Genomic DNA, 10,976 nt, shown 5'->3' with positions numbered 1-10,976 from the left:
GTTTATTGCGCAAGAATTGGAGAGTTGCAGACGAGGCGCTAAGAAAAAATTACAAGAATGTTGGGGAAGTCTGGAAAGAATTACACGTACAGATAAGGATTTGTCGTGAAACAAAACAAAAATTAAATAAAAACATGTGCTTATAATTTTGGCACGGATATGGCTTTGTAGTGAGTAAGTGAGTTCAAAAGTTGTTTCACTTGATTTACTACTCAACTCATCAACGGAGGCTAGTTATGGCTACAACAAAAGAAAGCACAGTAAAACCTCAAGAGCAGTTAGAAGAAGCATATCACTTGGCGGAGCAAGCCACGACGGAAGCCGTCGGCGCAATGAAAGACCAAGCTAAAGAGAAATTTGATGTGGGCGCGGAACACGTTCAGCAGGCGACCAAGTCGGCAGAGAACGTTATCAAGGAGCGTCCATTGCTGAGCATTGGTTGTGCCTTCCTTGCGGGTTGGGCGGTTTCGAAGCTGATCAAATAATCACGGTCCAACGGATTAAGCCACATAACAGAAGGCGAGGGTTCCAATGAATAATTCCGGACAAGTCACCAACCAGCAACCGGGCTCGGCCGCAGCAGACAGCGGTCGAGCCCCAAGTGGGGCAGAAGAGCAGGATATCCAACAAACCATCAATGGTTTGAGCAGTATTCTTTCACAACTGGACCAATTGACTCAATCGCTGAAAGCGTGGTCGGGTTCAACGTTGGATTTGTTCCTCTTGGAGGTGAAAATTAATGCGTCCGCAGCGCGACAGATTTTGCTGTGCACCATTGTTTTTACCTTATTGTCGGTATTGTTCGTGTTCAGTTTGTGCCTTGCCTCTGGTGTGGTGACTTATCAGCTGACCGCTAACGTGTATGTTGCCGTGGGCGTATTTATTGCGTCCTTAGGTTTAGCATTACTGTCTCTAGCTTGGTGGCAGAAGCGTTTAGTTGGTTTCCTTGGATTCAAAAATACGACAGAACAGTTGCAGGAGGGGTGGGATGCGCTCGCTACAAAAGCTCAATCGAGCCATGCGAATCAAGCGGATGGAAGGTAAAGCATCTTTAGAGCAATGCTGCTTATCGATGGAAATGTTCACGTTTACCACTAAGAAGTTTGTGAAAGAAAATCCTTGGACGACGCTAGGTATTAGTGCTGTCGTTGCCGTTACCGCTGCCAAAGCGGGTCGATTGTCTCGACTGACTTCCTCTATCTCTTCCATGGGGCTATTGGCGAGTAGTGTCTCCGAACTAACGGATTCGCTTGCCAAGCCAGTTAGGGCCGCGTCTTCTAACCAGTCGGGCGTAGAACAAGAGCGAAATGCTGAACCACAAGCAAGCAATACTGCTTCGACAGAAGAGACCGCGACAGAAACAGAAGTCGAGCAACCCCAATAACGGCTTTCGCCGATAATTATTCCTACCGACCTTGAGCCTTTTTATGACAGCGAAATTGAACATTCCTGCCAACACCGCGATTGGTGCAACCCTTCTTGTCTTATTGCTCGTTCCTGGGCTGTATTTTGCTAAGCCAATCTTGTTACCTATTGTGCTTAGTACCTTTATTTCGCTGTTATGCAGTCCTTTCATTAACTATCTTGAAGACAAAGGTTTACCGCGCGCGATTACCGTCGTGGTGACTCTGTCATTCTTGGTTGGTGCTTCAATTATTGGCCTTGCTGCCATGTCGGAGCCTGCTAAGCAGTGGTGGTCTGAGCTGCCCAGTATCGTGAAAAATGTGTCGCAAGAAGTGAGTGAAGTGACTCAAGCCTCGGCGGATCACCTTAATACGCCGCTGAATATTGCCAGCGATATGGGTATGGATGAAGTCGGGAACAATACCGTATTTTCTTTGGTGAAGACACTCGCGACCACGACGCCGACCATTTTGACACAAGCGATGATCGTGCTGTTTATGGTTTATTTTATGCTCAATCACGGACGCAGCTTATTTCGAAAGTCAGTGTCGTACTTGCATGGGTTTGCCAAGCAGCGCCAAGCGATTGAACTGGTCAAAGCACTACAGAAAGACCTATCTCGATACATTGGCACTATCACGTTGGTGAATGCGGGACTTGGGTTGAGTGTTGGGGCGGTGTTTTTTGTTTTAGGCCTTGAGGATCCGTTCTTGTGGGGCGCGTTTGCTGGCGTGATGAATTTTGCGCCGTATCTCGGCCCAGTCATCTCCATGGTGAGTTTCGGTTTTGTGGCTTATCTGCAGTTGGAGTCGGTTAGTTTTATGCTCACTGTGGTGTCTATCTATTTGTTGATCAACTTGATTGAAAGCCAGTTTGTCACGCCAACGTTATTAGGGAAAAGGTTCAACTTAAATCCGTTAGTGATCTTCGTTTGGCTCGTGTTCTGGGGTTGGCTTTGGGGCGGTATGGGGCTCTTAATCGGTGTACCGCTATTGGTCTGCATTAATATTTTGGTTGAACGTCTAGAGCTGTGTCAATCAACTCAAAGTCAACCAAGCCAAACCATCCCCGAGGATGTGGCTCCACGAGAATGACTTGGGCTACAAGCTGGCTCAACGAAAAAGTTTTTCCGCACTTACTGGTCGGCTAAAAAGATACCCTTGACCGTAAACACAGCCTTTTTCGAACAAGTAATCGGCTTGCTCCTGAGTTTCTATTCCTTCCGCTACCACTTTCAATGACAGTGTTTTGCCCATGGCGATAATCGCATTTACAATCGCATTGCTATCGCTGTTGCTGGGTACATCACTGACAAACGAACGATCAATTTTCAGCTTATTGATGGGTAAACCTTTCAAATAAGACAAAGACGAATAGCCTGTGCCGAAATCATCCAGAGAAATCTCGATGCCTAAGCCTCTTAGTTGATTTAACGACGCAATGGCTTGTTGAGGGTCGATCAGTAAAAAGCTCTCGGTGATCTCCAAATCCAGCCGTTGAGCAGGGAAACCAGTTTGATTGAGGATATCGCTCAATCTCTGAATGAAATTCGATTGCTGAAGCTGTAATGCCGACACATTAACCGCAATTCTGCCAAACTCAACGCCTTGTTCCAGCCAAGCATTTCCTTGCTGACAAGCGTGTAGCAAGACCCACTCGCCAATGCTTTGGATAAGCCCCGTTTTTTCTGCAATTGGAATAAAGTCGGCTGGTGGTACAAGGCCAAATTCGGGGTGCTGCCAGCGTAATAAGGTTTCAACGCCAACAATCGCATGTTGCTCCAAGTTATATTGTGGCTGGAACTCTAATCGAAGTTGCTGTTTTTCTATCGCTTGATGTAAAGCAGATTGAATGCGCACATGAGATACGGATTTATCGGTTAAATCTGGCGAGTAAAATGCGTAGCCGTTGCGCCCATTTTTCTTCGCTAAGTACATTGCTGTATCTGCGTTTTTGAGTAAGGTTTCGCTGTCTTGGCCGTCTCTTGGGTATAAGGCTATGCCAATACTGGTCGAGACGCGCAGTGAGTCGTGATTTGCCAAGTCGAACGGTTGTTGGAAAACGCTGAGAATATCGCCGACGGTTTCCAGCAAAGCCACATCACTGTGGACGTCCGGCAAAATGATCACGAACTCATCGCCGCCAATACGAGCCACATGCGCATTTAAGTGAAGAATATCTTGCAGACGGATAGCCAACTTAGACAGCAACTGATCACCACAAAAGTGACCCATGCTATCGTTGATGTGCTTGAAATGGTCGATATCCAGAAATAGGGTGGCAAACGTCTGTTGGTTCTTGTGCCCGGTTTCAATGTGTTGCTCAAGCAAGCTAAGTAAATGGGTGCGATTAGGTAGATTCGTTAACGGATCATAAAAGGCCATGCGCTGCAGTTTTTCTTCGTGTGCTTTACGCACGGAAATATCTTCAAATACACAGATGTAGTTAATGAGATGATTTTTATCGTCCATTACGGCACTAATGGTCGCTAACTGCGGGTAAATGCTGCCATCTTTCTTTCGGTTGATGAACTCGCCTTTCCATTGACCTTTGGTTTCGAGCTGATGCCACAACTGTTTATAGAAGCCTTGGTCATGATGACCTGAGCGCAGAATTCTAGGGTTCTTTCCAATCACCTCTTCAGAGCGATAGCCGGTGATTTGAGTAAAGGCTGTGTTTACATCAATGATGTTGGCATTGCGATCAGTAATGACCATGCCTTCTTGTGAGTTATTAAAAATTTTGGACGCCAATGAGAGTTGCGTTTCGACCATTTTCCGGCGTGTGATGTTGCGCGTCATGCCCAGAATGCCAATTAAGTTACCGTCATTATCACGGACAGGAGATTTAATGGTTTCTAGCCAAGTTGGGTTATTGTTTTCATCAATTTGGCGGCATTCTTCGACGATGTTCAGCGTGCCTGTCGCCACGACCAAGTTATCGGCCTCAATGAACTTCTCTGCTCGCTCGTGGCTAAATAGTGCGAAATCATCTTTGCCGATGATCTCACTGTTGGTCTTTTGCCACGCATTTTCTACGCTTCGATTGGTCATCGAATAAAGACCATCCATGCCTTTTATCCAAATATGGTCTTCAAGACAGTCGATAAACTCTTGCAGCGTCGGTAATGGTGTGGTCGCTGCAGTTTGATGGCGTGTTCGTTCTTGCTGGTAGTGTGAGCTGACATCAAAGCTCATTCGCCCCACTAATGCACTCAGCCAAGCAGACACTACCGTGATTTGATCGTCAGGGTGAGTTAGCGCTAATACGGCAAACAGATCGCCATTTGGTAGCCAAATTGGACCTATGCTCAAGGTTTGCTGTCCAAAGGATGTGTGGCTTATCGTCAAGTCTGTCGGTTTAAATTGATCGGCAACTTGCACTACCACTTCGACGATAGCGCAATGATTTTGAACCGAGGTGGACACCTCAGTTGATAGCCACTGCTGGGTATCGCTCAGAGTATAAAGTTGTCCCTGAGCTTGAGTAGCATCACAGCATTGTTGCAGAGCCTGTTGCCAGTCTGCCATCAAAGGCGAAGGAATAGCGAAGCGAAACATAATTAATAACGTGTCCTGAAGCGCCCAAAGATAGTGGTATTAGAATCTAGCTTAAGCTATTGGGCCGTGTTGGTATCGTATCCAACGCTTAGGTAATTCCCAGCAGCGTAAGGCGCTTTCTATCATTAAACTGTTAGCTATATCTCTTTTTTATCCAACTCATTGCATCGTTTATTGAGGTTTTTTGTTCATCATTGAGAAGTGCTCATGGCTTTGGTTTTTTTACTCCACGATACTTGTTGGACCACTAATCCACTGATGATCAGTATTAAACCAATCAAGGTTGATGGATGAATTTCTTCACCAATGATGGTTGCCAATAGCATCAGTGAGATGAATGGCGAAGCAAAGATCAGATTACTGATGCGGGCTGTGTTTTGTGTCGATTTGAGGGCGCTTAGCCATAGGACGAAAGTAATCCCCATTTCAAATAGCCCGACATACGTCACCGCTGCCCAGCCTTTAATTGAGATTGCCTGCCAGCTCGCACCTTCATAAATACTTAAACCAATGGCAAATGGAATAGCGACCAAAAAACCAAGTAATACACCAACCACAGGGTCGGCCTTATTTTTGGTGTTTAAAATCCAGTAACCAGCCCACAACAGTGTCGATAGCAGCGCCAGCCCCACGCCCAACGGGCTCTCGAATTGCATGCCGAGAACATTGCCTTGTGTGGCAATCACAATCACGCCTACATAACTAAAACCGCAAGCGAGCCAATCTTTAGCTCGGATCTTCTGCCCTAAGAAAACAGCAGCCATTAGCGTCAAGGTAATGGCCCAGCTGTAGTTGATCGCTTGGGCTTGGGATGCAGGCAACAAGTCATACGCTTTAAAGAGAATGACGTAATACGCCAAGGGGTTAATCAAACCAAGCAGTAGGTAATACCAAGGGTTTGAGAGGAAGGTGGCACTTAACTGGCCCAACTTGCCTTGCACACCACAGATTATCGTCAGCGCAATCGCAGAGACGATACTGGCAATGCACAGCATTTGGATTGGCGTAAATTCTGCCAACGTGAGTTTAAATGCGGTTGCAACGGTAGACCAAAGTAATACTGCTGAGAGCCCAAATCCTAGGGCGCGACGCTCGTTCATGATGCCTCTGCGTGATGATGTGCCGCTCGGTTTGGTTCATTTGAGCGGAAGAAAGAATATTATAGGAAAACCTAGTGTATGCGAGGATTTTTCATCCAACAAACTGGACATTTATCCAGTGTCTAAATACCATTGTTATAGATACAAAACACAGGCTAACTCGCTATTATGCAATGGATTCTTGAGTACCAATCTCTCATTCTCTCTTCTCTTTGCGCTGCCACGCTTAGTGGTGTCGCCGTCGGTTGGTGGGTGAAACAGCGTTTTATCACCCAAACTCAGCTTCTCGAACAACAACTTGTTTCAGAAAAGCAGCTTCACCAACAGCAGCTTGAACAGGTTAAACAAAGCCTTGCCGATGCCCAGCAAGAGTTGGATGAATTAGATGATGAGCGCGATAAAGCCGCGTTTGAAGTACGCCAAACACATGGAAAGCTGATGGCAGCAATGGAAAAACTGCGTTACTTCGAGGCTGTAAAGCAAGAGCGCCAGCAATACTTTGATGAGCTTGGTCAGATGCGTGAGCATAAATCACGTCTAGAAACGCAACTGCGTGAGCAGCAAGCACGTCATGAGCAAATCAACCAAGCCAATGCCGAAAAACTGCAAATTCTAGAGCAAGCGGAAGCGCGCCTGAAACAGCAATTTGAGCACTTGGCCAACCAACTGTTTGAAGAAAAAACCGCGAAGGTCGACTTGCAAAACCGTCAGAGTTTGGAAGGTTTGTTGTCACCGCTCCGAGAGCAGCTAGAAGGATTCAAAAAGCACGTTAATGACAGCTTTAGCCAAGAAGCTAAAGAGCGCCATACCTTAGTGCATGAGCTCAAAAACCTGCAACGTTTGAATGAGCAAATGACGCGCGAAGCGGTTAATTTGACCCAAGCGTTGAAAGGGGACAACAAGCAGCAAGGTAACTGGGGCGAAGTAGTGCTCGCGAGGGTGCTTGCCGAATCTGGCTTGCGTGAAGGACACGAATATCAGACTCAGGTGAACTTACAAAATGAAGCAGGCAAGCGTTACCAACCTGATGTCATTGTGCATCTCCCACAAAACAAACAAGTGGTTGTGGATTCTAAAATGGCGCTGGTCGCCTATGAGCGCTATTTCAACGCCGAAACTGATGCCGAGCGAGACCAGGCTTTGAGTGCGCACTTAGCCGCACTGCGTGCTCACATTAAGGGTTTAAGCATGAAGGACTACCACAAACTCAAAGGTATTCAGAGTTTGGACTATGTGCTGATGTTTATTCCGGTTGAGCCTGCTTTCCAAGTCGCGATTCAAGCCGATCCAAGTTTGATCAAAGACGCGATGGAGCAAAACATCATTTTGGTGAGCCCAACAACGTTGCTGGTGGCACTGCGCACCATTGATAATCTATGGCGCAATGAACGGCAGAATGAAAACGCCAAAATGATTGCGCAGCGCGCGACAAAACTCTACGACAAATTACGATTGTTTGTGGACGACATGGAAGGGCTCGGCGGTGCGCTGGATAAGGCGAATCAAAGCTATCAAGGCGCAATGAACAAGCTTGCCACAGGGCGCGGGAATGTGATTCGTCAAGCCGAAAGCTTTAAGCACCTTGGGGTTGAAATCAAACGACCAATTTCTTCTGACCTCGCACAGTTAGCGCAGAGTGATTCATTTTCAGAAAATGACCCGTTAGTAGAAAGACATCCGGCTGAGGATAAAGTAAACTAATCGCCCGCAGTGCAGTGGGCGATTTTATTTGTCAGCAAACGCCCCGCAGAGAGAAAGCGCTGCCTAAGAGGAATTAGAATGACGGACACAAGTTTGCAATCCAATACAGCGTTAGAGAATGAAACCACTCACTTTGGTTTCTCTACAGTGGCAAAAGACGAAAAAGTGACTAAGGTTGCCGAAGTATTCCACTCCGTGGCAACAAAATACGACATCATGAATGACCTGATGTCTGGTGGTATTCACCGCCTTTGGAAGCGCTTCACAATCGATTGTAGTGGCGCTCGCCCTGGCCAACGTATTCTTGACCTAGGTGGTGGTACGGGTGATTTAACGGCGAAATTCTCGCGTATTGTTGGTGATGAAGGCCATGTCATCCTTGCCGATATCAATAACTCAATGCTTAACGTTGGTCGCGATAAACTGCGTGACAACGGTATTGTGGGTAACGTGCATTACGTTCAAGCCAACGCAGAAGAACTGCCGTTCCCAGATGATTATTTTGATGTCATCACCATAAGTTTTTGTTTGCGTAATGTGACTGACAAAGACAAAGCGCTTCGTTCAATGTTCCGCGTATTGAAGCCAGGCGGCCGTCTATTGGTGCTAGAATTTTCGAAACCAGTGCTAGAGCCGTTATCGAAAGTATACGACGCATATTCATTCCACTTATTGCCGAGAATCGGTGAGCTAGTTGCGAATGACTCAGAGAGTTACCGCTACCTAGCGGAGTCAATCCGTATGCATCCAGACCAAGAAACGCTGGAAGGCATGATGCAAGACGCAGGTTTTGAAAACACCAAATACTACAACTTAACTGGTGGTATTGTGGCTTTGCATCGCGGTTATAAATTCTAAGGGTTAACGGCATGCCATTTGAACCACTTATCACCGCTGTGATTGAAACGTCACTGAATACTCTGATCAAAGACGACCCTGCATTGGGCCGTCGTTTAGCGCGTCTAAAAGGTCAAGTTATTCAAGTTCACCTGAAAGAGATCAATAAAACACTGACGTTCGTTTTTAGTCAGCAAATTGATGTGCTCGGTCATTACGAAGGACAGCCAAACTGCTACTTATCGCTCAACTTGAGCGTGTTGCCAGAGCTGCGTGACCAGGCCAACATTACTCGCCTTATTAAACAAGATAAACTTGAGCTTGAAGGCGATATTCAATTGGCGCAGAAATTCTCTCAGTTGATGGTGGATTGCAAGCCAGATGTTGAAGAGTGGTTGTCTCGCGTGACTGGCGATGTCGCCGCACATACCTTTGTGCAAGGTTCAAAAAACATCGGCAACTTTCTTGCGTCTCAAGCAGAAAAACACCAGCGTCATCTTGCGCAAGTAGTGACTGAAGAGTGGAAGTTGGCACCTGCTCCTCTAGAAGTGGCGTATTTTTGCGACCAGGTTGATGAGGTTCGCAGCCAGGCTTCTCGCGTTGAAGCACGCTTGACTGCTTTGCTGAATAAGCTGGATGCAAATAAGCCGGCATTGGAGAAACCATGACGCCAGCAGAACTAAAGCGCTTATACCACATCGCCAAAGTACAATTGGAATACGGCTTAGATGAGCTGCTTCCCGATCACCAACTGACCAAAGCTCCGTTATTACTGCGCAAAAGCTTGTTCTGGATTAAGAACAAGCATCCAGAAAAACCACTTGGTGAGCGCCTGCGTTTAGCGTTGCAAGAGCTGGGGCCAGTTTGGATTAAGTTCGGTCAGATGATGTCAACGCGCCGTGACTTATTTCCTCCGCACATTGCTGATCCCCTGGCTTTGCTTCAAGACCAAGTGGCGCCATTTGATGGTGAGCTAGCAAAAAAGCAGATGGAGCAAGCATTAGGTGGCCCGTTAGAAAACTGGTTTACCGAGTTTGATATCAAACCACTGGCGTCAGCATCGATTGCTCAGGTGCATACTGCGCGTTTAAAAGACTCTAACCAAGAAGTGGTATTAAAGGTTATCCGCCCAGATATTCGCCCGGTCATTGATTCAGATCTAAAACTGATGCACCGAATGGCGCGTATAGTCGCCGGAGCGATGCCTGAAGCACGTCGTTTAAAACCAGTCGAAGTCGTGCGTGAATACGAGAAAACATTGCTTGATGAACTCGACTTACGACGTGAAGCGGCGAATGCCATTCAGTTGCGCCGCAACTTTGAAGGCAGCGAAGAATTGTATGTTCCTGAAGTTTTTCCTGACTTCAGTAATGAAACTGTCATGGTTTCTGAGCGAATATATGGCATTCAAGTCTCTGATATTGAAGGCTTGAAAGCAAATGGCACCAATATGAAATTGCTCGCGGAGCGCGGCGTGAGTGTGTTCTTCACTCAGGTGTTCCGAGACAGCTTCTTCCATGCCGATATGCATCCGGGGAACGTGTTCGTCAAACCAGAACACCCAGAGAATCCAATGTGGATCGGGCTAGATTGCGGAATCGTTGGTACACTTAATAGTGAAGACAAGCGTTATCTGGCGGAAAACTTCCTGGCTTTTTTCAATAGAGACTACCGCCGAGTGGCGGAGTTACATGTGGACTCAGGATGGGTGCCTGCCGATACCAATGTCGATGAGTTTGAGTTCGCGATTCGCATTGTGTGTGAGCCTATTTTTGCTAAGCCACTGTGCGAAATCTCCTTTGGTCATGTGTTGTTGAATTTGTTCAACACGGCACGTCGATTCAACATGGAGGTTCAGCCACAGCTTGTATTGTTGCAAAAAACGCTGTTGTACGTGGAAGGTCTTGGTAGGCAGCTGTACCCTCAGCTTGATTTGTGGGAGACGGCAAAACCATTCCTTGAAGAATGGATGATGAATCAAGTTGGGCCGCAAGCTTTGGTGAATGCGATTAAAGATCGCGCACCATTTTGGGCGGAGAAGTTACCGGAACTGCCAGAGCTGCTTTACGATAGCCTGAAACAAGGTAAAGCGATGAACCAACGCATGGATCAGCTTTACCAAGGGTATCGTCAGAGCAAGCGCCAGCAGGCGACAGGAAAGTTTTTATTTGGCGTTGGCGCCACTTTAGTCGTATGCTCGGCAATATTGGTGAACAATGCTTTTGAGCAGCTTTCGTTGGCCAGCGGTATCGCAGGTGTCACATTTTGGCTGCTTAGTTGGCGAGCTTATCGTCAATAGACGTTAAACTCTTGAAATATTTTTGTTTATTTAAAGACCCGAGGTAAAGAGAATGGGTGGTATCAGTGTTTGGCA

The 10,976-nt window shown here is 46.7% G+C and carries 10 protein-coding genes; 8 read left to right on the top strand and 2 right to left on the bottom strand.

Going from position 1 to position 10,976, the window contains the following annotated elements:
• Positions 1-236: 236 nt before the first annotated feature.
• From CAG69_RS14150 to CAG69_RS14135, 4 genes are read left to right on the top strand one after another with little or no spacing between them, the layout of a single operon-like run.
• Entirely contained in the window at positions 237-485 is a 249-nt protein-coding gene (locus CAG69_RS14150) for a hypothetical protein (protein WP_005394426.1), read from the top strand.
• A 46-nt stretch (positions 486-531) separates the two neighbouring features.
• Entirely contained in the window at positions 532-1,044 is a 513-nt protein-coding gene (locus CAG69_RS14145; RefSeq protein ID WP_161444783.1) for a hypothetical protein, read from the top strand.
• On the top strand, positions 1,034-1,384 hold the full coding sequence (locus tag CAG69_RS14140) for a hypothetical protein (protein ID WP_104974623.1): 351 nt from the start codon (positions 1,034-1,036) through the stop codon (positions 1,382-1,384). The genes CAG69_RS14145 and CAG69_RS14140 overlap by 11 nt, the downstream gene beginning before the upstream one ends.
• 43 nt (positions 1,385-1,427) lie before the next feature.
• Positions 1,428-2,498, top strand: a complete 1,071-nt coding sequence (locus CAG69_RS14135; RefSeq protein ID WP_005394430.1) for an AI-2E family transporter — start codon at positions 1,428-1,430, stop codon at positions 2,496-2,498.
• Between the two features lie 18 nt (positions 2,499-2,516).
• On the opposite strand, the gene CAG69_RS14130 is transcribed toward CAG69_RS14135, so the two are convergent.
• Both CAG69_RS14130 and CAG69_RS14125 read right to left on the bottom strand, forming a co-directional pair.
• Positions 2,517-4,964, bottom strand: a complete 2,448-nt coding sequence (locus CAG69_RS14130) for an EAL domain-containing protein (protein ID WP_161444781.1) — start codon at positions 4,962-4,964, stop codon at positions 2,517-2,519.
• Positions 4,965-5,155: 191 nt separating this feature from the next.
• Positions 5,156-6,064 (bottom strand): DMT family transporter, encoded by a 909-nt coding sequence (locus CAG69_RS14125; protein WP_161444779.1) that lies wholly within the window; start codon positions 6,062-6,064, stop codon positions 5,156-5,158.
• Between the two features lie 168 nt (positions 6,065-6,232).
• Here CAG69_RS14125 and rmuC point away from each other — a divergent pair, with 168 nt between their 5' ends.
• The 4 genes from rmuC to ubiB all read left to right on the top strand — a co-directional run bounded on the left by rmuC (position 6,233) and on the right by ubiB (position 10,901).
• Entirely contained in the window at positions 6,233-7,765 is a 1,533-nt protein-coding gene (rmuC, locus tag CAG69_RS14120) for a DNA recombination protein RmuC (protein WP_005394435.1), read from the top strand.
• A gap of 78 nt (positions 7,766-7,843) precedes the next feature.
• Entirely contained in the window at positions 7,844-8,623 is a 780-nt protein-coding gene (ubiE, locus tag CAG69_RS14115) for a bifunctional demethylmenaquinone methyltransferase/2-methoxy-6-polyprenyl-1,4-benzoquinol methylase UbiE (RefSeq protein WP_005379210.1), read from the top strand.
• Positions 8,624-8,634: 11 nt separating this feature from the next.
• On the top strand, positions 8,635-9,270 hold the full coding sequence (locus CAG69_RS14110) for a ubiquinone biosynthesis accessory factor UbiJ (protein WP_065646522.1): 636 nt from the start codon (positions 8,635-8,637) through the stop codon (positions 9,268-9,270).
• Positions 9,267-10,901, top strand: coding sequence for a ubiquinone biosynthesis regulatory protein kinase UbiB (ubiB, locus tag CAG69_RS14105; protein ID WP_104974618.1), 1,635 nt, complete (start codon positions 9,267-9,269; stop codon positions 10,899-10,901). Before CAG69_RS14110 ends, ubiB begins: the two co-directional genes overlap by 4 nt.
• Positions 10,902-10,976: the final 75 nt, after the last annotated feature.

Source organism: Vibrio sp. V43_P6S15P86, from assembly GCF_009904725.1.
Lineage (GTDB): Bacteria > Pseudomonadota > Gammaproteobacteria > Enterobacterales > Vibrionaceae > Vibrio > Vibrio diabolicus.
Note: the sequence above shows the minus strand (reverse complement) of the source record. Positions and strands in the feature narration are given on the sequence as shown.

Excerpts from the sequence above, each read along its gene's own strand:
- CAG69_RS14150 (WP_005394426.1), top strand. The coding sequence starts at position 237 with ATGGCTACAACAAAAGAAAGCACAGTAAAACCTCAAGAGCAGTTAGAA.
- CAG69_RS14145 (WP_161444783.1), top strand. The coding sequence starts at position 532 with ATGAATAATTCCGGACAAGTCACCAACCAGCAACCGGGCTCGGCCGCA.
- CAG69_RS14140 (WP_104974623.1), top strand. The coding sequence starts at position 1,034 with ATGGAAGGTAAAGCATCTTTAGAGCAATGCTGCTTATCGATGGAAATG.
- CAG69_RS14135 (WP_005394430.1), top strand. The coding sequence starts at position 1,428 with ATGACAGCGAAATTGAACATTCCTGCCAACACCGCGATTGGTGCAACC.
- CAG69_RS14130 (WP_161444781.1), bottom strand. The coding sequence starts at position 4,964 with ATGTTTCGCTTCGCTATTCCTTCGCCTTTGATGGCAGACTGGCAACAG.
- CAG69_RS14125 (WP_161444779.1), bottom strand. The coding sequence starts at position 6,064 with ATGAACGAGCGTCGCGCCCTAGGATTTGGGCTCTCAGCAGTATTACTT.
- rmuC (WP_005394435.1), top strand. The coding sequence starts at position 6,233 with ATGCAATGGATTCTTGAGTACCAATCTCTCATTCTCTCTTCTCTTTGC.
- ubiE (WP_005379210.1), top strand. The coding sequence starts at position 7,844 with ATGACGGACACAAGTTTGCAATCCAATACAGCGTTAGAGAATGAAACC.
- CAG69_RS14110 (WP_065646522.1), top strand. The coding sequence starts at position 8,635 with ATGCCATTTGAACCACTTATCACCGCTGTGATTGAAACGTCACTGAAT.
- ubiB (WP_104974618.1), top strand. The coding sequence starts at position 9,267 with ATGACGCCAGCAGAACTAAAGCGCTTATACCACATCGCCAAAGTACAA.